General features: G+C 69.8%; 19 protein-coding genes. 7 read left to right on the plus strand and 12 right to left on the minus strand.

Translation table 11 applies throughout. The features are described 5' to 3' along the window. Positions 1 to 106: 106 nt before the first annotated feature. Complete coding sequence (locus ACN6LB_RS16145; protein ID WP_445026439.1) at positions 107 to 727, plus strand: HAD family hydrolase; 621 nt, start codon at positions 107 to 109, stop codon at positions 725 to 727. Positions 728 to 739: 12 nt separating this feature from the next. Here the strand turns inward: ACN6LB_RS16145 and ACN6LB_RS16150 are convergent, their stop codons facing one another. Then, positions 740 to 3,541 (minus strand): phosphorylase family protein, encoded by a 2,802-nt coding sequence (locus ACN6LB_RS16150; protein WP_445026440.1) that lies wholly within the window; start codon positions 3,539 to 3,541, stop codon positions 740 to 742. Positions 3,542 to 3,851: 310 nt separating this feature from the next. On the opposite strand from ACN6LB_RS16150, the gene ACN6LB_RS16155 reads away from it, so the two are divergent. Further along, complete coding sequence (locus ACN6LB_RS16155) at positions 3,852 to 4,199, plus strand: DoxX family protein (RefSeq protein ID WP_445026441.1); 348 nt, start codon at positions 3,852 to 3,854, stop codon at positions 4,197 to 4,199. A gap of 91 nt (positions 4,200 to 4,290) precedes the next feature. On the opposite strand, the gene ACN6LB_RS16160 is transcribed toward ACN6LB_RS16155, so the two are convergent. The 3 genes from ACN6LB_RS16160 to ACN6LB_RS16170 form a co-directional block, all read right to left on the minus strand. Further along, a complete protein-coding gene (locus tag ACN6LB_RS16160) occupies positions 4,291 to 5,253 on the minus strand; it encodes a tyrosine-type recombinase/integrase (protein ID WP_445026443.1) in 963 nt (320 codons plus the stop codon). A 43-nt stretch (positions 5,254 to 5,296) separates the two neighbouring features. Then, entirely contained in the window at positions 5,297 to 5,872 is a 576-nt protein-coding gene (locus ACN6LB_RS16165; protein ID WP_445026444.1) for a hypothetical protein, read from the minus strand. Positions 5,873 to 6,051: 179 nt separating this feature from the next. Beyond that, positions 6,052 to 7,209: an acyl-CoA dehydrogenase gene (locus ACN6LB_RS16170; RefSeq protein ID WP_445026445.1), complete on the minus strand. Its 1,158-nt coding sequence runs from the start codon at positions 7,207 to 7,209 to the stop codon at positions 6,052 to 6,054. 175 nt (positions 7,210 to 7,384) lie between these two features. Here ACN6LB_RS16170 and ACN6LB_RS16175 point away from each other — a divergent pair, with 175 nt between their 5' ends. Next, on the plus strand, positions 7,385 to 8,728 hold the full coding sequence (locus tag ACN6LB_RS16175; RefSeq protein WP_445026446.1) for a UDP-glucose dehydrogenase family protein: 1,344 nt from the start codon (positions 7,385 to 7,387) through the stop codon (positions 8,726 to 8,728). Positions 8,729 to 8,942: 214 nt separating this feature from the next. Here the strand turns inward: ACN6LB_RS16175 and ACN6LB_RS16180 are convergent, their stop codons facing one another. Then, complete coding sequence (locus tag ACN6LB_RS16180; protein ID WP_445026448.1) at positions 8,943 to 9,443, minus strand: CGNR zinc finger domain-containing protein; 501 nt, start codon at positions 9,441 to 9,443, stop codon at positions 8,943 to 8,945. 108 nt (positions 9,444 to 9,551) lie between these two features. Here ACN6LB_RS16180 and ACN6LB_RS16185 point away from each other — a divergent pair, with 108 nt between their 5' ends. Together ACN6LB_RS16185 and ACN6LB_RS16190 are read left to right on the plus strand one after the other, a co-directional pair. Next, on the plus strand, positions 9,552 to 9,911 hold the full coding sequence (locus tag ACN6LB_RS16185; protein ID WP_445026449.1) for a VOC family protein: 360 nt from the start codon (positions 9,552 to 9,554) through the stop codon (positions 9,909 to 9,911). A 64-nt stretch (positions 9,912 to 9,975) separates the two neighbouring features. Then, positions 9,976 to 10,371, plus strand: coding sequence for a VOC family protein (locus tag ACN6LB_RS16190; RefSeq protein ID WP_356139737.1), 396 nt, complete (start codon positions 9,976 to 9,978; stop codon positions 10,369 to 10,371). Positions 10,372 to 10,390: 19 nt separating this feature from the next. Here ACN6LB_RS16190 and ACN6LB_RS16195 read toward each other — a convergent pair whose 3' ends face one another. The 4 genes from ACN6LB_RS16195 to ACN6LB_RS16210 form a co-directional block, all read right to left on the minus strand. Next, positions 10,391 to 11,524 carry a dipeptidase gene (locus ACN6LB_RS16195; protein WP_445026450.1) on the minus strand — a complete coding sequence of 378 codons (1,134 nt, stop codon included), beginning with the start codon at positions 11,522 to 11,524 and terminating at the stop codon, positions 10,391 to 10,393. Positions 11,525 to 11,655: 131 nt separating this feature from the next. After that, positions 11,656 to 12,834: a dipeptidase gene (locus ACN6LB_RS16200; protein WP_445026451.1), complete on the minus strand. Its 1,179-nt coding sequence runs from the start codon at positions 12,832 to 12,834 to the stop codon at positions 11,656 to 11,658. Between the two features lie 5 nt (positions 12,835 to 12,839). After that, entirely contained in the window at positions 12,840 to 13,364 is a 525-nt protein-coding gene (purE, locus tag ACN6LB_RS16205; RefSeq protein WP_356139740.1) for a 5-(carboxyamino)imidazole ribonucleotide mutase, read from the minus strand. After that, complete coding sequence (locus ACN6LB_RS16210) at positions 13,361 to 14,500, minus strand: 5-(carboxyamino)imidazole ribonucleotide synthase (protein WP_445026452.1); 1,140 nt, start codon at positions 14,498 to 14,500, stop codon at positions 13,361 to 13,363. Before ACN6LB_RS16210 ends, purE begins: the two co-directional genes overlap by 4 nt. A 196-nt stretch (positions 14,501 to 14,696) precedes the next feature. Here ACN6LB_RS16210 and ACN6LB_RS16215 point away from each other — a divergent pair, with 196 nt between their 5' ends. After that, the gene (locus ACN6LB_RS16215) at positions 14,697 to 15,233 is read left to right on the plus strand and encodes a GtrA family protein (protein WP_445026453.1); all 537 of its coding nucleotides are present in this window, start codon (positions 14,697 to 14,699) and stop codon (positions 15,231 to 15,233) included. Between the two features lie 107 nt (positions 15,234 to 15,340). Here ACN6LB_RS16215 and ACN6LB_RS16220 read toward each other — a convergent pair whose 3' ends face one another. Together ACN6LB_RS16220 and ACN6LB_RS16225 are read right to left on the minus strand one after the other, a co-directional pair. After that, the gene (locus ACN6LB_RS16220; RefSeq protein ID WP_445026454.1) at positions 15,341 to 16,615 is read right to left on the minus strand and encodes an ATP-binding protein; all 1,275 of its coding nucleotides are present in this window, start codon (positions 16,613 to 16,615) and stop codon (positions 15,341 to 15,343) included. Positions 16,616 to 16,665: 50 nt separating this feature from the next. Continuing rightward, complete coding sequence (locus ACN6LB_RS16225; protein ID WP_107905766.1) at positions 16,666 to 17,343, minus strand: response regulator transcription factor; 678 nt, start codon at positions 17,341 to 17,343, stop codon at positions 16,666 to 16,668. A gap of 524 nt (positions 17,344 to 17,867) precedes the next feature. Between ACN6LB_RS16225 and ACN6LB_RS16230 the strand changes: the two genes are divergently transcribed. Next, positions 17,868 to 19,364, plus strand: coding sequence for an oligopeptide:H+ symporter (locus ACN6LB_RS16230; protein ID WP_356139744.1), 1,497 nt, complete (start codon positions 17,868 to 17,870; stop codon positions 19,362 to 19,364). 73 nt (positions 19,365 to 19,437) lie between these two features. On the opposite strand, the gene ACN6LB_RS16235 is transcribed toward ACN6LB_RS16230, so the two are convergent. Beyond that, positions 19,438 to 20,715, minus strand: a complete 1,278-nt coding sequence (locus ACN6LB_RS16235; RefSeq protein ID WP_445026505.1) for a hypothetical protein — start codon at positions 20,713 to 20,715, stop codon at positions 19,438 to 19,440. Positions 20,716 to 20,746: the final 31 nt, after the last annotated feature.

The following is a 20,746-nucleotide window of genomic DNA, read 5'->3' on the forward strand; positions in this document are numbered from 1 at the left end:
CGTCCGCGTCTCCTACGGGAAGGGCCCCGCCGATCCACTCGGCGGGGCCCTTCCCGTCCCGGACCCCGGCCGACGACCCCCCGGGCTCGGATGCCAGGGTGGCGCCATGACGCCCCTCGCCCGCTACGACGCCGTGCTCTGTGACGTCGACAACGTCATCCGCCGCTACGACTCCTCCCACGTGGCCGCGCTGGAGCGGGCCGCGGGGCTGGCCGAGGGCACCACCCTGAAGGTCGCCTTCGAGCCGGAGACGGACCTTCCGCTGCTGCTCGGCCGGATCACCCCGGACGCGTGGGCGGAGTCGGTGGCGCAAGGGCTCACCGCGCTGGTTCCCGAGGCGACGGCGCGGGAGCTGGCCACCGCGCTGGCCCGCTCGCCCTTCGAGGCCGACGACGCGGTCGTGGCCCTGCTGCGCCGGGCCCGGGCCCGCCTCCCGCTGGTCCTCGTCACCAACGCGTCCGTCCAGCTGGAGGAGGACCTCGAAGCGCTGGGCCTGACCGACCTCGCCGACCATGTCGTCAGCAGCGCCCGCGTCGGCATCGCCAAGCCCGACCGGCGCATCTACGACATCGCCACCGCGCTGGCCGGGGTCCCCGCCGAACGGTGCCTGTTCGTCGACGACACCCTGGAGAACGTGGACACGGCCCTCGCGCTGGGCATGCGGACGGTGCATTTCAGGGAAGCGGCGGATCTGGGGCGGGCGCTTCAGCCGCTGCTCGGGGTGTGACGCGGCCTGTGCTCAGAAGTTGGAGATCACGCTCGTGATCACCGTCTCGATCGTCCTGGCCTGCCTCGCGTCGTACTCCTGGCCACCGCTGGCGTCCGCGATCTCCTGGAGTACGGTCTTGCCGTTCTTGTCGTTCTCGTCGGCCGCGCTTCCGTAGGCGATGGTGAAGATGCGCACCTGGGGCTTGCCGCGGTCGCCGATCCGCTTGAGGAGTTCCTCCTTCGCGAGGCTGCCGTTGTCCTCGTTGCGGCCGTCGGTGAGCAGGACGATGGCGTTGATGGCCTTCGGGTCGTAGTGCTCGCGCATGGTGCGCAGTTGGGCGTCGAGGGTGTCGTAGAGCCCGGTCGCGCCTTCCGGTTCCAGGCTCTTCACGTTGTCGGCCAGCAGGTCCGCGCGCTTGCCCCCGGAGAGTTTCTCGTCGAACGGGCCGAGCGGCACGAGTTCCTTGTAGTCGTGTCCGCCGCCGAGGACGTCCGCGTCGGAGAACTTCACCAGTCCGACGCGGTCGGTGCCGGTGAACTCGGCGAAGAGCCTGGATTCCGCGTTCTTCAGACGCCCCATCTTGGTGTCGCCGGTGCCGGTGATCTCGTCGTTCATCGACTCCGAGGTGTCGATGACCATGAGCACGTTGGCGCGGCGGCGCAGCGTGGGCCAGACCTGCAGCATGTGGTCGAGCACCTCGCCCTTGGGCAGCGGCATCCTGTCGTACGTCTTGGGCAGGACCCCGTAGGCCTTGGTGAGCAGCTTGCTGTTCGTGGGGGCCTTGTTGTCGTGGGTGCGGAAGCCGTAGGGGGCGAACTGCTGGGCGTAGACGTCCGGGCTGTGCAGGTACGTGAGGAAGTCGTCCGCCACCGCCTTCTTGGCCGGGGTCATCGTCGTCAGCTCGATGTACGGGTGGTCGGAGGACGGGAGGCCGTCCTTCGGGTAGAACGCGACCAGCGGGGTGTCCGGCTTGCTGGTCTTCATACAGGCCCTGTCGTCGGCCCTGCTGAGCGCACCGCAGGGATAGCCCTCGTTGTAGGCCGCCACGGCGCTCTCCTCCAGCGTGACGGCGGAGATGTACGACATCGCTTTGTTCGGGTCGCTCCGGTCCGCCTCACGGAGGTTGGAGAGGAACGTCAGCGTGGTGTCGCCGTAGTGGACCGCGGCCTGCTCGATGCTCTTCACGAACGCGCGGTTCGCGGGTTTGTCGACGTGCGTGATGCCCAGCTCGCCGCTTGTGCCCGTGGCGGCGAAGAAGGCGGCGATGGTGGCGTTGAGTCCGGAGGTGGAGTAGCCGGGGTTTGTCTTGCCGAGCTTGAACGCCCCCCACTGCGGCTTGCCGTGGTCCGCCCAGAAGTCGTCCGCGTTCTTCGACCACTGGGCCAACTTGGCCCAGGTGAAGCGACGTTCGGGCCAGCCCAGGGCCTCGGCCATCGGCCTGGGCATCGCGACGGTCAGCGGGCTCTGCACGATCGACTGCACGGTCTTCGGGAACTGGTCCTTGTTCTTCCCCGTCGCCTTGGCCCTCGCCAGGGAGAGCCAGGCACTTCCGGCCGGCGCCCACACGTCCGGCTTCTTTCCGCCGCCGGACTCGGACTTGGACTCGGGCCAGCCGTCGGCCAACGCCCGCATCGCCTCGCCCGAGTTCTTGTCGTCGACGACGATGGTCACGCACTTGCCGTCGGCGGACCGGTTGCCGTAGATCTGCGCGGCGCGCCGCAGAGGTTCCGACTTGTCGACGGAGGCGGCGATGTGCAACTGGTCGAGGTCGGCCTTCTTGTCGCACTTCGACAGCTTCTCGCCGGAGTATGTCTTTGCGTCCGCGGAGGGTGTGCTGTCGCCGCTGTGGCAGGACGAGACGGCGACGAACGTGAAGGCCGCGGCCATGGCCAGCGCCCCACCGCTGATCAGTGCCTTCTTGTTCTTCCGCCAGGCCTTGGACCAGTCGACACGGGTGCGCGTCCTCGTGGTCCCGCTCGGTGGCTTGCGCCCTGGAGGGGTGGTGGCCGGGACGCGACGGGGGCGCCGCTTGACGGGTGGGGCAGGCGTTGTGCTGCTACTGGCCGGTGTGGCTCCTGAGGCGCCGGCACGAGCACCGGCACCGCTCTGCGGCGGCTCGGCGGCGGTGCGTCCGGGCTGGTGCTCCTGGAGTACGGCGACGGCCACCTCCGCCGCGTTCGCCGCCGCTCGTTCCCGGTCGCCGTTGGTGTCGGAGCGGTGCTTCTCGCCGTCCGCGTTGTCGCTGATCCCCCGGATGACGAGGGCCGCCGTCGCGTTGTACCTCGCCGCCAGGCAGAAGCCGAAGCCCTCCATCTCGATGGCCCCGGCGTCCTGGTACGTCGTCCTCAGCCATGCCCGGAGGGGGCTGGACGGGCTGGCGAGCACGACCTGACCGGAGGCGATCGGTTTGAAGCAGATCTCGATCCGGGACTTCACATGGCGTGCCGTCTGCTCCAGCGGACGCGACGCGCCTATCGCCTCCGGACGCGCACCGCTGCCCTCGGCCGACTCCCGGGCGCCGTGGATGTCGTAGACCTTGGTGGCAACGACGACGTCACCGGGGACGATGTCCGCCTTGAGGCTGCCCGCGATCCCGACCAGCAGCGCGGCATCCGGGCCGAAGGCTGCGAGCAACTCCTGTGTCGCCACGGCGGCGTTGCTGTTCCCCTCACCCAGTTCGGCCAGGTGAACGGTCCAGGAGGCATGCCGGCCCTCGAGCCGGAACTCCCGCACGAGGGTGCCGCTGTTGAGCCTGCGCGGAGCCTGGACACCGGCTCCCTTGGCCTTGAGGCGGCGCTCCAGTGCGTCGAACTCCACGGAAAGCGCCGTCACAACGACCGCGGTACGAGAAGGACGGGTTGCTGCCACGCGACCAACCGATCTTGAAGTTGACCTCGACACTCACGCTGACCCGGGCTTACCGATGTGCTGTCAACCCCGTCCGGGAGCCCATCACCCAAAAGCCCAACGTACCACCGGGCGGCTCAACACCCCTGGTTCACACGGGTATTGGCGACGGAGAGGACAAGGAGCGAGTTGGCCCGTCACATTCGCGGGCCGCGCCGTGACAGGTCAGTGAGCGAGCAGCCCCGACCGGTTCGGCTCCACGCCCACCGGCACGATCCTTCGAGGAGTCCCCGAGATGTCCACCGCTTACGTCGTCGTCACCGTCCTGGCAGCCCTACTGACGGCCTTCTCCGCCTACTCCGTCTTCGCCCGTGCCGAGTGGGTCGTCAAGCCGCTGACGGACTACGGCGTCCCCCGCTCGTGGTGGGTGTTGCTGGGCGCCGCGAAGGCGGCCGGAGCCGTGGGTCTGCTGGTCGGCCTGGCGCTGCCCGCCATCGGCGTGGCGGCCGGAATCGGCCTGGTGCTCTACTTCACCGGAGCGGTCATCACGGTGATCCGGGCACGCTCGTACTCGCACATCGCGTTCCCCCTGGTCTACATGGCACCGGTGGCCGGGTCCCTGGTGCTGCTGGCCGCCGTGTGAGCGCCGACGGTTGCCGGTCGCTCACGTCGGGGGTCGTCCACGTCCACTTCGAACCAGTCGTCATGCACCGGATCAACTTATGTCCGGGGCGTCATGCCACTCCGTGGAGCCGCACGGGCCCGGCCTCGACGCCGGCAGGCCCCGCCACTCCCAGGACGCCGTCCATCGCAAGCCTTGCTCGGTCCGGAGCGTCCGGCATGAGGTCCCCGTAGTACCGCTCGGTGAAACTCACCGACGAATGGCCCAGCCAAGCGGACACTTCGGCCACCGGAACACCCTGGGCGAGGAGCGATGCCGCGTAGAAGTGCCGGAAGCTGTGCGGCTTGAAGTAGTCGACATCGGCTCCGGCCAAGGCGGGACGCCAGATCCTGGCGTACCAGTAAGAGGGATACAGCAGCCCGGTCCGGGTGACATTGCTGAACAGCAACCCCTCGTCGCTCCAGGTCCCGTGGTCCTTGAGGTGACGCCGCACGGGCAGAGCAACCACGTCGGGGAGCGGCACCTCTCGCCCCTGGTCGCCTTCCTCCCGCCATTTGACGTGCCGCAACTGCATACGGCCGTACCGTCCCGTGCCGGTGTCACCGTCACATGCGACCTGTCGGTCGACCGTGATCACCCTCTCCTCGAATCGAATACGGTCCCGCCCGATCCCCATGGCCTCGCCGAGCCGGAGTCCGCATCCCGCCATGAGCCAGAGCATCCCGCGGTAGCGCTCCGGTGCCGCGCCGATGACGGCGTGCACCACTTCCGCGCTGGGGATGTGGACTTCGGCACGCTGATCACGGTGGGTACGAGCACGACTGGACGGAAGGCTCACGCCCTTGCACGGGTTCACACCCTCCATGCCTGATTCCAGGGCCCACGCGAACACCGACATGAGGATGTTGAAGCGGAATCGCACGGTGGTCTGTTTGTACCCGCGGGTGCGGGTCATCCACTCGACCCACTCGGCGATGTCGGACGAGGTGAGCGCGCCGACAGATCGCACGCCGAAGAAGGGCTCCACGGCGCGGCTGATGATGGTCCGGTACTGCTTGACACTGCTGTTCTCCACCCCCCGCGTGGTCGCCCACCTCTCGAACACTTCGGCAAGAGGCTCACTTCCGGTCCGGGTGATCCCGTCCTGCGTCACGCGCTTCCCCCTCCAGGCACCGCCTGGCCTTCGCAGTCAGGCGGTCCGCGGGCTTGCCTGGCGGCCCGTCGAGGAAGCCCATGGCACGTGCACGCCGGATGCGACCGCTGATGGTGTTCCGGCTCATCCCCCACGCCGTGGCCAGCCGGGTGACAGGGCTTCGGTAGCCCTGCTCCACCAGCCGCACGTACTCGCGGGACATCAGGGCGTAGTCGTGCTCCGTCTCGACTCTGTCGAGGACACCCTCAGCCACCGAAACATCGGTCGCACGGCCCAGCCGTGCGCGTAGCTCCTTCGTCGTCCTGCGGATCTCCGCCATGGAGATCGACCGCATGAGTTCCGCCGTGATGCCGTCCGTCTCGATCGCCACGTCGACGTTTTCGGGAGGATCGATCCGGAGGCTGGTGGGGCCGTCCCACGGTGCGCTCAACACGCTCACCACCGTCAGCTTCCACCCGTGGAGTTCGGTCTCGTGCACGAGATCCTCACCCTCCACACGCCAGCCCTCGGGCAGCGTGCCGTCCTCGCGTTCTCTCTTCATGCATCGAACGTAGCGCGGCACACAACAGCCGCCATGTGCCGGGTGGTCCCCGGCCACGAATGAAACCTACAACACGAGACACGACTTATGCCAGGTTTCGTGTGTCACGTTGCAGAGTCAGAAAACACCGAAGGCGCCCCCCGAAAGGGGCGCCCTCGACGTAAGGCCGTCTGTTCTTGCTACGGCAGGTTGCGGGCCATCACGATGCGCTGGATCTGGTTCGTACCCTCGTACAGCTGGGTGATCTTGGCATCGCGGAACATCCGCTCCACCGGGTAGTCCCGCGTGTAGCCGTAGCCGCCGAGCAGTTGGACCGCGTCCGTCGTGACCTCCATGGCCACGTCCGAGGCGAAGCACTTGGCGGCGGCGCCCTGGAAGGTGAGGTTCTTGTCGCCGCGTTCCGAGGCGGCCGCGGCCTGGTAGGTCAGGGCGCGGGCGGCCTCGATCTTCATGGCCATGTCGGCGAGCATGAACTGGATGCCCTGGAAGTCGGCGATCGGCTTGCCGAACTGCTTGCGCTCCTGGACATAGCCCTTGGCGTAGTCGAGGGCGCCCTGGGCGACACCGAGCGCCTGGGCGGCGATGGTGATGCGGGTGTGGTCCAGGGTCTTCATCGCGGTGGCGAAGCCCGTGCCCTCCTCGCCGATCATGCGGTCGGCGGGGATGCGGACGTTGTCGAGGTAGACCTCGCGGGTCGGGGAGCCCTTGATGCCGAGCTTCTTCTCCGGGGCGCCGAAGGAGACACCCTCGTCCGCCTTCTCGACCACGAACGCCGAGATGCCCTTCGAGCGCTTGGTGGGGTCCGTGACCGCCATGACCGTGTAGTAGTCGGAGACGCCCGCGTTGGTGATCCAGCGCTTCACGCCGTTGAGGACGTAGGAGTCGCCGTCGCGGACCGCCTTCGTCGTCATGCCGGCCGCGTCGGAGCCCGCGTCCGGCTCGGAGAGGGCGTAGGAGAACATCGCGTCGCCCTTGGCGAGCGGCGAGAGGTACTTCTTCTTCAGGTCCTCGGAGCCGGACAGGATCACCGGGAGGGAGCCCAGCTTGTTCACGGCAGGGATCAGGGAGGAGGAGACACAGACGCGCGCCACCTCCTCGATCACGATGACCGTGGCGAGCGCGTCCGCGCCCGCGCCGCCGTAGCTCTCCGGGACGTGTACGGCGTGCAGGTCGGAGGCGACCAGGGCGTCGAGCGCCTCCTGCGGGAAACGGGCATCCTCGTCGACCGCGGCGGCGAAGGGCGAGATCTTCGCCTCGGCCAGCGAACGGATCGCGTCGCGGAGCATGTCGTGCTCCTCGGACGGGCGGTACAGGTCGAAATCAGCCGATCCGGCCAAGGTCTCTCACGCTCCAAGGACGCTAATTACCGTTAAGTAACCCAAATTTTAGGGGTATGCCCACGGGAGTGATACGTGAGCTTGGCGACAGGGGGCAATCTGCCCGGTGAGGGGCCGCTGCATGCCCCGACTATGCTCGGGCAGCGCACCCATGACGTACACCTCAGGAGCATCCATGGCCCTCAAGATCACCGTGATCGGCACCGGCTATCTCGGCGCCACGCACGCCGCGGCCATGGCCGAGCTCGGTTTCGAGGTCCTCGGGCTCGATGTCGTACCCGCGAAGATCGAGATGCTCCAGCGGGGCGAGGTCCCGATGTACGAGCCCGGGCTGGAGGAGTTGCTGCGCAAGCATGTGGCCGGGATCGAGGGTTCCTCCGGGCGGCTTCGGTTCACCATGGACTGGGCCGAGGTCGGGGCGTTCGGCGACGTCCACTTCGTGTGCGTGAACACGCCGCAGCGGCACGGTGAGTACGCGGCCGACATGTCGTACGTCGACGCCGCCTTCGAGTCGCTCGCCCCGCATCTGAACGGCCCCGCCCTCGTCGTCGGCAAGTCCACCGTGCCGGTCGGCTCCGCGGACCGCCTCGCCGCCCGCCTCGCGGAGCTGGCCCCGGCCGGCGAGGACGCCGAGCTGGCCTGGAACCCGGAGTTCCTGCGCGAGGGCTTCGCCGTGAACGACACGCTGCACCCCGACCGCATCGTCGTCGGTGTGCGCAGCGAGCGCGCGGAGAAGCTGATGCGCGAGATCTACACGACGCCGGTCGCCGAGGGCTCGCCCTTCGTGGTCACCGACTTCCCGACCGCCGAGCTGGTGAAGACCTCCGCGAACTCCTTCCTCGCCACCAAGATCTCCTTCATCAACGCGATGGCTGAGGTGTGCGAGGCCGCCGGTGGTGACGTCGCCAAGCTGGCCGAGGCGATCGGGTACGACGACCGGATCGGGAAGAAGTTCCTGCGGGCCGGGATCGGGTTCGGCGGCGGGTGCCTGCCGAAGGACATTCGCGCTTTCATGGCGCGCGCCGGTGAGCTGGGCGCCGACCAGGCGCTCACCTTCCTTCGCGAGATCGACTCCATCAACATGCGCCAGCGCGGCCAGATGGTGGAGCTGACCAGGGAGGCGCTCGGCGGGGGGTCCTTCCTCGGGAAGCGGGTCGCCGTGCTCGGCGCGACGTTCAAGCCCGACTCGGACGACGTACGGGATTCGCCCGCGCTGAACGTCGCGGGGCAGATCCACCTTCAGGGCGGTCAGGTCACCGTCTACGACCCGAAGGGCATGGACAACGCGCGGCGGGTCTTTCCGACGCTCGGATACGCCGATTCCGCGATCGAGGCCGTGCGGGGTGCCGACGTCGTCCTGCACCTCACGGAGTGGCGCGAGTTCCGCGAGCTGGACCCGGCGGCGCTGGGCGAGGCGGCCGCCGTCCGCCTGATCCTCGACGGCCGCAACGCCCTCGACCCCGAGCTGTGGCGGCGCGCCGGCTGGACGTACCGGGCCATGGGGCGCCCCACCGCGTGAGGGAGTCGTAGGGGCGCGCCGGTGTCGGGAGGCCGACCGCGCGGAGGCCCGACGAAGGAGGGCTGAGCACGGTCGGCCTCCCGACACCGGCTTGAAGCGCCCCGAAGGCGAGCGAACAAACAGAGGTGACGCCGGTCCGGCCGAGGCTCAGTCGGCCGGACCGGCGTCCTCGTCCATTGTCCACGGCCCGGTGGGCCCTGTGGCCGGAAGGGCGCTACTTCGCGCGGTAGCGGCGCATTTTCGCGCGGGCTCCGCAGACCGACATGGTGCACCAGCGGCCGCGGCCCGCCGGGCTGCGGTCGTAGTACGCCCAGTGGCAGGTCGAGGTCTCGCAGGCCTTCAGACGCAGCCAGGTCCCTTCGACCAGGGCCTGGGCGATCGCCGCCGCCACCTGTGCGGCGAGCGGTGCGGGCGGGGCCGGGGCGAGGGCGGCGGCGCCGTTGTCCTCGTCCACCGTCACCAGCAGGGGTGCCCGCGCGAGGAGCACGCCGAGCGGGGTGACGGTTTCGTGCGGCGGGTGGCCGGCGTGGGCCAGGCATGCCACGCGGAGCGATTCGCGCAGTTCACGGGCCGCCGCCACGTCCTCCTGCGCGAGGGCGAAGGGCGCGCGCCCTTCCGCCGTGTCCAGGGAGTCGGCGCCCGACTCGATGTCGAGGGTGTTCACCAGGGACTGGATCAGGGCCAGGCCGCCGGGAGCGGGCGCCCTGTCGCTCATGGCTGCCCCCCGAGAAAGCACAACATGGTTGCGACGTTACCTCCAATGCGGGAGCATGCAGTAACCGTTACCCCTTAGGGGCCCCTACCGGTAACTGGAGGAATGGTCATGGCTCTCGCCAAGCTGAGTGTCGTCGTCCTGGACTGTCCCGACCCGGGAGTGCTCGCCGGGTTCTACGCCGAGGTGCTCGGCGGCACGGTCGAGGGCGAGGGCGACTGGGTCGACCTGCGGGTGCCCGGCGGAGCGTCGCTGGCGTTCCAGGCCGCGCCCGGCCACGTACCGCCGAAGTGGCCCGCGCCGGACGACTCGCAGCAGTTCCATCTGGACCTGACCGTCGAGGACCTGGACGCGGCAGAGAAGGGCGTGCTCGCGCTCGGGGCGAAGGTCCTGGACGCGGAGGACCGGTCGCGTACCTGGCGTGTGTACGCGGACCCGGCGGGGCACCCGTTCTGCCTCTGCGCCTGCTGACCGCTGCGGACGCCGGCCCAGGCGTCCGCCGGCCCAGGAAACCCAACCGACCGAGGAGAACCTCATGGCACCTGTGGCACGTTTCCGTTCCGTCGTCCTGGACTGTCCCGACCCGCGCGCACTCGCCGACTTCTACGCGAAGGTCGCGGGCGGCACTCCCGAGGCGGAGGACGACGACTGGGTCGTCCTGCGGATTCCGGAGGGTCCGCGGCTGGCGTTCCAGCGGGCGGCGGGATTCGTCCCCCCGGAGTGGCCGCGGGCCGACCGCAACTCGCAGCAGTTCCACGTCGACTTCGACGCGGGCAGCACCTGGGAGGAGATCGACGCCGCCCAGGAGAAGGTCCTCGCGCTGGGTGCCCGGCCGCTGGATCTCGACGACCGGGACGGCAAGCAGGACTGGCGGGTGTACGCCGATCCGGCAGGGCATCCCTTCTGCCTCTGCCGGATCGATCACGCGTAGGACGAGGTGAACCGCGCCGTCATCCGTCCAGTTCCGCGATCTTCGCCATGGACGGCTCGCGGCGCTGCTGGGCGGCGCGGGCCGTGAAGTCCGCGCTGCGCAGCACCCGTTGGACATTGCCCCAGGTGAGCAGGGCGAGGTCGGACTCGGTCCAGCCGCGGTCGAGGAGTTCGGCGATCAGGCGCGGGTAGCCGGACGCGTCGGGGAGGTCCTGGGGGTGCGCGGATCCGGAGTCGAAGGTGCCCGACAGGCCGACGCCCTCCGGGCCCGCGATCGTACGGACGTGGTCGAGGTGGTCTGCGACGTCCCGGACGGACGGGCCCGTCTGCTCGGCCGTGAGCGGGACCAGGCACAGGCCATTGGCGGCGGCCAGCTCCCGGAGCAGGTCGTCGGGGAGGTTGGCCGGGTGGGGGCGCAGGGCGCGGGCCGCGGAGCGGGTGAACAGCACCGGCGCCTTGGACACGGCGAGGGAGCGGCGGATCGTGGCCTCGGAGGCGCCGGAGAGGTCGGCCACGACGCCGATCCGGTTCATCTCGCGAAGGACCTCCTCGCCGAAGCGGGTCAGGCCCGCCTCGCTCGCCCAGGAGACGCCCGAGAGGGTGAGTGCGCGCAGGCCGAGGGAGTGCAGGGCGCGCAGGATGCCCATCGAGTCGCCGAGCGCGCTCGCTCCGGCGGGGCCGAGGACGACGGCGACGCGGCCGCAGTTGCGGGCGTCGGTGGTCTGCCCGGCGCTGCATGCCAGCCGCAGGCCCTCGGGGTGGGTCTGGACGACCGTTTTGACGAGGTCGAGCTGCTCCAGGGTCGCGCCGACGGCCCGGTCCCCGGTCAGCCCCTCGGGCAGGTGCAGCGACCAGAACAGTGCGCCCACGTGCCCCCGGCGCATCCGCGGCACATCCGTGTCCACGGCGCTCTCGCCCAGCTCCAGGTCGAACCAGGGGAGGTGGCGCAGCGCCCAGGGCAGACCGCTGTAGCCGTCGGCGACGGGGTGGGCGGCGAGGAAGGCGTGTGCCCGCGCGAGCGGGTCCCCGTCCGGGGTCGGTGCCGTCTTTGCGGGGAGTTCCGCTTCGACGGGAGGCTCCGGCCGGACGGCGGGCCGTTCGTCCAGCTCGCCCACCTCGGCGGTGGTGTGCAGTTCGTCCTGGAGGTCGGCCATGGCGGGGCTCCGTAAGTCAACGTGATCGCAGTACGGTCACCGTCGCACGGAGCTTCCGGGGCTTCCTGGTGGGCGGGGCGTTTGGGGGTACGCCCCAGGTACGCCCCACCCTCCTCCGGAGGTCCGGGGTGTCAGCCGTCCAGCTGCTCCAGGGTCGCGTTCGAGGGCCCTCGCGTGGTCTGGAGCTCGCGGGCGACGTCCTCGGCCGCGCCCAGCACCCGTACCGCGTTCTGCCAGGTCAGCTTGGCCAGGTCGGTCCCGGACCAGCCGCGGTCGAGCAGTTCCGCGATCAGGTTCGGGTATCCGGAGACGTCGCCGAGTCCGTCCGGGGTGAACGCCGTGCCGTCGTAGTCGCCGCCGATGCCCAGGTGGTCGATGCCGGCCACCTCGCGCATGTGGTCCAGGTGGTCGGCGACGGTCGACACCGTGGCGAGGGGGCGCGGGTTGGTCTCCTCGAAGGCGCGGTGGACCTTCATCGCCTCCGGGGTGGTGGCGAGGTGGTGGAAACCGTGGGCGCGCATGTTCTCGTCGGCGGCCGCCGTCCAGTCGACGGCGGCCTGGAGCACGAACTTCGGCACGAACGTCACCATCGCCACTCCCCCGTTGGCGGGCAGCCGCTCCAGGACGTCGTCCGGGATGTTGCGCGGGTGGTCGCACACCGCGCGCGAGGAGGAGTGGGAGAAGATCACGGGTGCGGACGTGGCGTCGAGGGCGTCGCGCATCGTCGTCGCCGCCACGTGGGAGAGGTCGACGAGCATGCCCTCGCGGTTCATCTCCGCGACGACCGCGCGGCCGAAGGCCGACAGACCGCCGACGCCCGGCTCGTCGGTCGCCGAGTCCGCCCACGCGTTGTTGTCGTTGTGCGTGAGGGTCATGTAGCGGACCCCGAGTGCGTACAACGCCCGTAGCGTGGCGAGGGAGTTGGCGATCGAGTGGCCGCCCTCCGCGCCCATGAGGGAGGCGATGCGGCCCTCGGCGCGGGCCGCCTCCATGTCGGCGGCGGTCAGCGCGCCGCGCAGGTCCTTGGGATAGCGCGCGATCAACTGCCGTACGCAGTCGATCTGTTCGAGCGTGGCGGGTACCGCGCCCGGCTGGTCCGAGCGGACGTACACCGACCAGAACTGCGCGCCGACGGCGCCGGCGCGCAGCCGTGCCAGGTCGGTGTGCAGGTGGGCGCTCTGGTCGGTGGCGATGTCGCGGGCGCCGAGGTCGTAGCGGACCTGCTCGCGCAGTGCCCAGGGCAGGTCGTTGTGCCCGTCGACGACGGGGAACTCGGCGAGGAGTGCGCGAGCCTGATCGAGAGAGGACACGCGCGTCACTTCCCGAAGCCGAAGCCGCCGGCCGCGCCCTCGACCTTGGCGCGCAGCCGCTTGCCCTTCTCCGTGGCCTGGTCGTTCAGGTCCTGCTGGAACTCCCGCATCCGGCCGAGGAGTTCCTCGTCGTGCGCGGCGAGGATCCGGGCGGCGAGCAGGCCCGCGTTGCGCGCGCCGCCGACCGAGACGGTCGCGACGGGGACACCGGCCGGCATCTGCACGATCGACAGCAGCGAGTCCATGCCGTCCAGGTACTTGAGGGGCACGGGGACGCCGATGACCGGCAGCGGGGTGACGGAGGCGAGCATGCCGGGAAGGTGGGCCGCACCCCCGGCGCCCGCGATGATCGCCTTGAGACCGCGCTCGGCGGCCTGCTCGCCGTACGCGATCATCTCGTGCGGCATCCGGTGCGCGGAGACGACGTCCACCTCGTAGGGGATCTCGAACTCGTCGAGGGCCTGCGCGGCGGCCTCCATGACGGGCCAGTCGGAGTCCGACCCCATGACGATGCCTACAACAGGGCTCATTCGGTGATCGTGCCTCTCAGGTAACCGGCTGCGTGCCGGGCGCGCTCAAGGACGTCGTCCAGGTCGTCGCCGTAGGTGTTGACGTGGCCGACCTTGCGTCCGGGCTTCACGTCCTTGCCGTACATGTGGATCTTGAGCTGGGGGTCGCGGGCCATGCAGTGCAGGTACGCGGAGTACATGTCGGGGTAGTCGCCGCCGAGGACGTTGACCATGACGGTCCACCTGGCGCGCGGGCGCGGGTCGCCGAGGGGCAGGTCGAGGACCGCGCGGACGTGGTTGGCGAACTGCGAGGTGATCGCGCCGTCCTGGGTCCAGTGGCCCGAGTTGTGCGGGCGCATCGCCAGTTCGTTGACGAGGATGCGGCCGTCGCGGGTCTCGAAGAGCTCCACGGCGAGGTGGCCGACGACTCCGAGTTCCTTGGCGATGCGCAGGGCCAGTTCCTCGGCGCGCAGGGCCAGCTCGTCCGCTATGCCGGGCGCGGGGGCGATCACCGTGTCGCAGACGCCGTCGACCTGCTGGGACTCGACCACCGGGTACGCGACGGCCTGGCCGTGCGGCGAGCGTACGACGTTCGCCGCCAGCTCCCGTACGAAGTCGACCTTCTCCTCGGCGAGGACGGGGACGCCCGCGCGGAAGGGGTCGGCCGCCTCTTCGAGGGAGCGGACGAACCACACCCCCTTGCCGTCGTATCCGCCGCGCACGGTCTTGAGGATCACGGGGAACCCGTCGCCCTCCGCCGCGAACGCCGCCACGTCCTCGACGTCGCGCACGATCCGGTGCCGGGGACACGGCACACCGATCTCGTCGAGCTTGGCGCGCATCACCCCCTTGTCCTGGGCGTGCACGAGCGCGTCGGGGCCGGGGCGGACGGGGATGCCGTCCGCTTCCAGGGCTCTGAGGTGCTCGGTGGGTACGTGTTCGTGATCGAAGGTGATCACGTCGCAGCCCCGCGCGAAGTCACGCAGCGTGTCGAGGTCGCGATAGTCGCCGATGACGACATCGCCGACGACCTGCGCCGCGGAATCCTGAGGGGTGTCACTGAGGAGCTTGAATCTGATGCCGAGCGGGATACCTGACTCGTGTGTCATACGAGCGAGCTGACCGCCGCCGACCATGCCGACTACCGGGAACGTCACGCTCCAAGAGTATCGGCCACGCCACGGTGGCCGGTTTCCGTCCCTTTTTCCAGCGCTTTGCCCGTTGTCGGGGGGTCCTGGCGGGCGGCCATGGGCTTGTCTTTGCGCCTCCGTGAAGCGGTCCACAGGCACCAGCGGGGGCCGCTGGTTAGCATGGCTTGGTTGACGTATCCGACTGACGGGGGCTGGCGACACCATGGGCACTGGTTCCTCGGGGCTGCGGGCGGGGCCCCGCAGCACACTGCGCGAGCGCTTCGACCTGCTCGCGCGCGAGGTCGTAAAGTTCGGTGCCGTGGGGGCCCTGGGCACCGTCGTCAACTTCGGCGTCTCGAATTTCCTGTGGCACACCACGAGCCTGCAGGCCGTGCGGGCCAACATCATCGCCACCGTCGTCGCGATCTTCTGCAACTATCTGGGCTTCCGCTACTTCACCTACCGTGACCGGGACCGCAGTGCCCGTACGAAGGAACTGACGCTGTTCCTGGCGTTCAGTGCGGTCGGTCTGGTGATCGAGAACGGAATTCTGTACGCGGCGATCTACGGCTTCGGCTGGGACAGCTCGCTGCAGCGGAACGTCTTCAAGGTGCTCGGCATCGGGATCGCGACGATGTTCCGGTTCTGGTCGTACCGGACGTGGGTGTTCCGTACGTTGCCCGCGCGTGAGGCCGTCGCCAGTGCGGAATCGTTCCTGGAGGCGGGGTCGGCCGAGCGGCCTGCTCAGCGGGTCAGCTGACGGCACCCTGGGGCGGTGCGGGCCTTGCTGGGGGCTGCCGCCCCCAGACCCCCGCTGTCGGCCTGAACGGCCTCGTCCTCAAACGCCGGACGGGCTGAAAGCCTCCCTCACCGAACCGTCGGCTCCTCCTCCGTCGGCTGCGGTCGCTTCATCGGTGTCCTCGACAGGAACAGGCCGAAGACCGGGGGCTGGGCCTGGAGCATCTCCAGGCGGCCGCCGTCGGCCTCGGCGAGGTCGCGGGCGACCGCGAGGCCGATGCCCGTGGAGTTGCGGCCGCTGATCGTGCGCTCGAAGATGCGGGCGCCGAGGTCGGCCGGGACGCCGGGGCCCTCGTCGGTGACCTCGACGACGGCCTGGTTGCCGATGACGCGGGTGCGCAGGGCGACGGTGCCGCCGCCGTGCATGAGGGAGTTCTCGATGAGGGCCGCCAGGACCTGGGCGACCGCGCCCGGCGTGCCGACGGCCCTCAGGTGGCGCTTGCCCGAGCTGACGATGGCGCGGCCCGCGCTGCGGTAGGCCGGGCGCCACTCCTCCAGCTGCTGCTTGATGACCTCGTCCAGGTCGAAGGTGACCGCGGAGCCCGTGCGCGGGTCGCGCGAGTTGGTGAGCAGCCGCTCCACGACGTCCGTGAGCCGCTCGACCTGCGTCAGCGCGATGGTCGCCTCCTCCTTCACCGTGTCCGGGTCGTCGGTGAGGGTGATCTCCTCCAGGCGCATGGACAGGGCCGTCAGCGGCGTACGGAGCTGGTGGGAGGCGTCGGCGGCGAGGCGGCGCTCGGCGGTGAGCATGCGCGCGATCCGTTCCGCGCTGCCGTCGAGGACGTCCGCGACACGGTCGAGCTCGGGGACGCCGTACCGCTTGTGGCGCGGCCGGGGGTCGCCGGAGCCGAGCCGTTCCGCGGTCTCGGCGAGGTCGGTGAGCGGGGAGGCGAGGCGGTTGGCCTGGCGGACCGCGAGGAGGACGGCGGCGACGATGGCGAGCAGCGCGACCGCGCCGATGATCAGCAGCGTACGGCCGACTTCCCGGGTCACCGACGAGCGCGGCTCCTGGACGGTGACCGTCTCGCCCTCCTCGCCCTTGACCGTGGAGTGGATGACGTCGCCGCCGGGCTTGGTGCCGACCTCGATGGGGTCCTTGCCCGGGATCCGGATCATCGCGTACCGCTGGCCCGTGACCTGGGACTTGAGGATCTCCCGGCTGACGTGCGCGTCGCCGATGAGCCGGCTGTCCACGATGCTCGCCAGCTTCTGCGCCTCGGAGTCCACCCGCTCCTGGGCGCTGTTGCCGATCGTGCGGGTCTCGACGATGACGAGGGAGACGCCGAAGACGGCGATCACCACGAGCACCACGGCGAGCGTGGACTGGATCAGTCGACGGCGCATGTCCTCTTACCTGTACGGAAACTCGGGCGGACCCGGCGGTGCGGTGCCGGTCAGCTCTTCTCGAAGCGGAAGCCGACGCCCCGTACCGTCGCGATGTAGCGGGGGTTCGCCGCGTCGTCGCCGAGCTTCTTGCGCAGCCAGGAGATGTGCATGTCGAGGGTCTTGGTGGACGACCACCATGTGGTGTCCCAGACCTCGCGCATGAGCTGGTCGCGGGTGACGACCCGGCCCGCGTCGCGCACCAGCACCCGCAGCAGGTCGAACTCCTTGGCGGTGAGCTGGAGTTCCTCGTCGCCCATCCAGGCGCGGTGCGACTCGACGTCGATCCGTACGCCGTGCGTGGCGGGCGGCTGCTGGGGCTCGGCGGCGCCGCGCCGGAGCAGGGCCCGGACACGGGCGAGCAGTTCGGCGAGCCGGAAGGGCTTGGTGACGTAGTCGTCGGCGCCCGCGTCGAGGCCGACGACGGTGTCCACCTCGTCGGCGCGCGCGGTCAGGATGAGGACGGGCACGGTGTGGCCTTCGGCGCGCAGGCGGCGGGCGACCTCAAGGCCGTCCATGCCGGGCAGACCGAGGTCCAGGACGACCAGATCGATGCCGCCCTGCATGCCGGCGTCGAGCGCGGTGGGTCCGTCTTCGCGCACCTCGACCTCGTAACCTTCCCGGCGCAGGGCGCGGGCCAGCGGCTCCGAGATGGACGCGTCGTCCTCGGCGAGCAGTACACGGGTCATGAGCTGATGGTAGACCGCCCTGGACAGGAGCCGGGGTGTGATCGTCGACCGTGATTCTTACCTGGGTCTGCGAGAATGCCCGGGCGAAACGGAGTTTCCGGTTCCGACGTTCGAACCTGCGGCTGTGGGATGCGATCTCACTGAACGCCTTCGAATGCATGTCCGCGGTTCCATGATCGCCTGTGATCCATATCTCAAGTCCTTCCATATCCGGCAGTGTCGTGCCGTATGGTGACCCAAACGCCTGTAGCAACACCGGGGACCTTTGGCGGGCACTTGACGCTGAAGGTCTCTTTTGTGTGCGGGTCGGCTGTTGCCGGCCTTGAAAGGAATGACCTGTGGCCGGGCCCCGAGCGCGCTGAACGTGCGAGGGGCGTGGATCCCGGTGGTCGCCGTCCACCGCTTCGCAACCCGGAGCGGACTCCCCGTGGGCGTGGGGTGGACGGTCGAACCCCGCCGGTGCCGGCCGCCCCACCGGGCGCGCAACGCTCATGCCGCGCGTCCCGAACCAGCAAGGAACGACCATGGCGTCCAGCCTGACGAAGGACTCGGTCACCCCGGGCACCCCCGGATCCGAGAAGACCTTCTTCGGCCACCCCCGCGGACTGGCCACTCTCTTCATGACCGAGATGTGGGAGCGTTTCTCCTACTACGGCATGAAGGCTCTGCTCCCGCTGTACCTCGTGGCACCGGGGGGCCTGCACCTCAGCGCGGCCACCGCGACCGCCATCTACTCGGTGTACCTGTCGCTGGTGTACCTGCTCGCCCTCCCCGGCGGCTGGTTCGCCGACCGCGTGCTCGGCCCCCGCAAGACGGTCGCCGTCGCGGGCCTGATCATCATGCTGGGCCACCTCACACTGGCCCTGCCCTCCTCCGGCACCTTCTACGCGGGCCTCGGCCTCGTCGCGATCGGTTCCGGTCTGCTGAAGGCCAACATCTCCACGATGGTCGGCCACCTCTACGACGGCCCGGACGACCCGCGCCGCGACGGTGGCTTCACGGTCTTCTACATCGGCATCAACCTCGGCGCCTTCGCCGCTCCGCTGACGATCGGCACCATCGGCGAGAAGGTCAACTGGCACCTCGGCTTCGCGCTCGCCGCACTCGGCATGGCCCTGGGCCTCGCCCAGTACCTGCTCGGCAGCCGCCACCTCAGCGCCCGCTCCAGCGAGGTCCCCACGCGCCTGTCCGACGAGGAGAAGGCCGCCACGCTGCGCAAGTCCGCGATGTGGGCCGCCGTCGCCGTCGTCTTCTACGCGATCGTCGGCTTCTCCGGCCACTACACGCTGAACTGGCTGCTGGTCCCGATCACCCTCGCCGGCCTGATCATCCCGATCATGGTCATCGGCCGCATCAAGCGCGACAAGGACCTCGACCGCGTCGAGCAGTCGAGGATGTCCGCGTACATCTGGTTCTTCGTCGCCGCGGCCGTCTTCTGGATGATCTACGACCAGGGCGGCTCGACCCTGTCGATCTTCGCCGACTCCTCCGCCGAGAACACCGTCTTCGGCTGGGAGTTCCCGGTCTCCTGGTACCAGTCCGTCAACCCGGTCATGATCATGGCGCTCGCCCCGCTGTTCGCCTGGGCGTGGCTGGCGCTGAACCGGCGCGGCAAGGAGCCGAGCACGGCGGTGAAGTTCGCCTCCGGTCTGATCCTGATCGGTGCGTCCTTCTTCCTCTTCCTCGCGCCGCTGGCGATCGCCGACAACGGTGAGAAGGCCGCCGCGATGTGGCTCGTCGCGATCTACTTCGTGCAGACCGTCGGTGAGCTGACCGTCTCCCCGGTGGGTCTGTCGGTCACGACGAAGATGGCTCCCGCGAAGTACGCCTCCCAGATGATGGGTGTCTGGTTCCTGGCCGTCACCGCCGGTGACGCCACGACGGGCCTGCTCTCCATCGCCGAGGTCGACCTCAACAAGACGGGCATCGTCGCCCTGGAGGCCACGCTCGCCGTGATCGCCGGTGTCGCGGTGTGGATGTACCGCAAGAAGGTCAAGGAACTGATGGGCGACGTCCACTGAGGCGCGCCTGACGGTCTTTCGACTCCTGCGCAGGGCCCCCGCACCGCTGTCGGTGCGGGGGCCCTCCGTGCGTTCAGCGCATGCGCCGCCCCGGCATGAACGTGAACACCGCGCCGCCCAGCAGGGTCACCGTGCCCGCGATCAGGCCGAGTGCCTTGAGCGTCCCGTGGCTGTCGGAGCCGGTCTCGGCGAGGCCGCCGCTGCCGCCGGAGGACGTACCGCCGCTGCCGGAGGACGAGCCGCCGCCCGAGGCGCCGCTCGCCTGCTCGGTGGTGTCCAGGGTGAGGGAGACCAGCCTGGTGGTCGGGGTGCAGGTGGTCGTGGTGCCGAGGGCGTCGATGATCAGCACACCCGGGGACAGGGTGGATTCACCGCTCCCGCCCGGCTTGTAGGTGCCCTTGAGGTCCGGGATCTCGATCGGGTCGCCCGACTTGATCTCCTTGGCGTTGGCCGGGCCCTCGACGTGCACGGTGCCCTTGTCGGCGCCGCCGAGGGTGACCTCCATCGAGGGCTTGACCGAGCCCGCCGGGATCGTCGCGGGGCTGTCCATCACCGACTTCTTGAACTGGACCGTGAGGCCGTAACTCCCGCCGTTCTTCTTGGCGTTGATCTGCACGGGTGAGGTGGCGTCCTTGTCCCCGATGGGCGTCTTGCACGCGTACGGGACGGAGACCTCCTTGCCCGGGAAGTCGCTCTGCCCGCCGTCGTCACCGCCCGACGAGCCGCCCGTGTCGCTGCCCTGGCTCGCACCGGCGGAGTCGCTCGGAGTGCCGGTCGCCGACTGCGAGGCGGAGGCGGAGGACGTCACGGAGGCGGACGGATCCGGTGACGTGGTCGGCGAACTCCCGCCGCCCTCCGTCACCTTGATGGTCGCCGCCGACTTCACCGTCTCGGTCGGCGCGCACTTGGTGTCCGTGCTGTAGGCGTTGATGGAGTACGCGTCGGGGGTGAGCGTCACCTCGCCCGGCGCCGTCAGCTTCAGCGTGCCCTTCATGTCGGACAGCACCATGGCGCCGCCCTTGGGGATGGCCGGGTTCTTGCGCGGCCCCTGCACGGGAACGGCGGTGGTCTGCGCGCCGGACGCCTTGAGGGTGCCGCTCGGCTGGACCGAGTCCTTCGGCAGGTCGATGAGGTCGGGGTTCTTCGAGGCGGCCTGGACGAACTTCCACACCACGTCGACCGTGTCACCGACCTTCGCCGTGGCAGGCGCCGTGATCTCCACCTTCGTGGTGCCCTCGACGGGGTCCAGGCCGGAGGCCGCGGGCGGAACGCACTTGGTGGCGTACGACACTTCGGCGGCCTGGGCGGGGGCCGCGGCCACTCCCAGCAGGATGCCCGCACCGCCGAGCATGAGCGCGACCCCGGCCGCGCTCGCTCTCTTC

Source organism: Streptomyces sp. SAS_270 (assembly GCF_052543295.1).

What these genes read in the sequence shown, in the direction of transcription:
- ACN6LB_RS16145 (WP_445026439.1), top strand. Translation starts at nt 107, where the DNA reads ATGACGCCCCTCGCCCGCTACGACGCCGTGCTCTGTGACGTCGACAAC.
- ACN6LB_RS16165 (WP_445026444.1), bottom strand. Translation starts at nt 5,872, where the DNA reads ATGAAGAGAGAACGCGAGGACGGCACGCTGCCCGAGGGCTGGCGTGTG.
- ACN6LB_RS16225 (WP_107905766.1), bottom strand. Translation starts at nt 17,343, where the DNA reads ATGACCCGTGTACTGCTCGCCGAGGACGACGCGTCCATCTCGGAGCCG.
- ACN6LB_RS16220 (WP_445026454.1), bottom strand. Translation starts at nt 16,615, where the DNA reads ATGCGCCGTCGACTGATCCAGTCCACGCTCGCCGTGGTGCTCGTGGTG.
- ACN6LB_RS16195 (WP_445026450.1), bottom strand. Translation starts at nt 11,524, where the DNA reads ATGGCCGACCTCCAGGACGAACTGCACACCACCGCCGAGGTGGGCGAG.
- ACN6LB_RS16235 (WP_445026505.1), bottom strand. Translation starts at nt 20,715, where the DNA reads ATGCTCGGCGGTGCGGGCATCCTGCTGGGAGTGGCCGCGGCCCCCGCC.
- ACN6LB_RS16230 (WP_356139744.1), top strand. Translation starts at nt 17,868, where the DNA reads ATGGCGTCCAGCCTGACGAAGGACTCGGTCACCCCGGGCACCCCCGGA.
- ACN6LB_RS16190 (WP_356139737.1), top strand. Translation starts at nt 9,976, where the DNA reads ATGGCACCTGTGGCACGTTTCCGTTCCGTCGTCCTGGACTGTCCCGAC.
- ACN6LB_RS16185 (WP_445026449.1), top strand. Translation starts at nt 9,552, where the DNA reads ATGGCTCTCGCCAAGCTGAGTGTCGTCGTCCTGGACTGTCCCGACCCG.
- ACN6LB_RS16180 (WP_445026448.1), bottom strand. Translation starts at nt 9,443, where the DNA reads ATGAGCGACAGGGCGCCCGCTCCCGGCGGCCTGGCCCTGATCCAGTCC.
- ACN6LB_RS16215 (WP_445026453.1), top strand. Translation starts at nt 14,697, where the DNA reads ATGGGCACTGGTTCCTCGGGGCTGCGGGCGGGGCCCCGCAGCACACTG.
- ACN6LB_RS16175 (WP_445026446.1), top strand. Translation starts at nt 7,385, where the DNA reads ATGGCCCTCAAGATCACCGTGATCGGCACCGGCTATCTCGGCGCCACG.
- purE (WP_356139740.1), bottom strand. Translation starts at nt 13,364, where the DNA reads ATGAGCCCTGTTGTAGGCATCGTCATGGGGTCGGACTCCGACTGGCCC.
- ACN6LB_RS16155 (WP_445026441.1), top strand. Translation starts at nt 3,852, where the DNA reads ATGTCCACCGCTTACGTCGTCGTCACCGTCCTGGCAGCCCTACTGACG.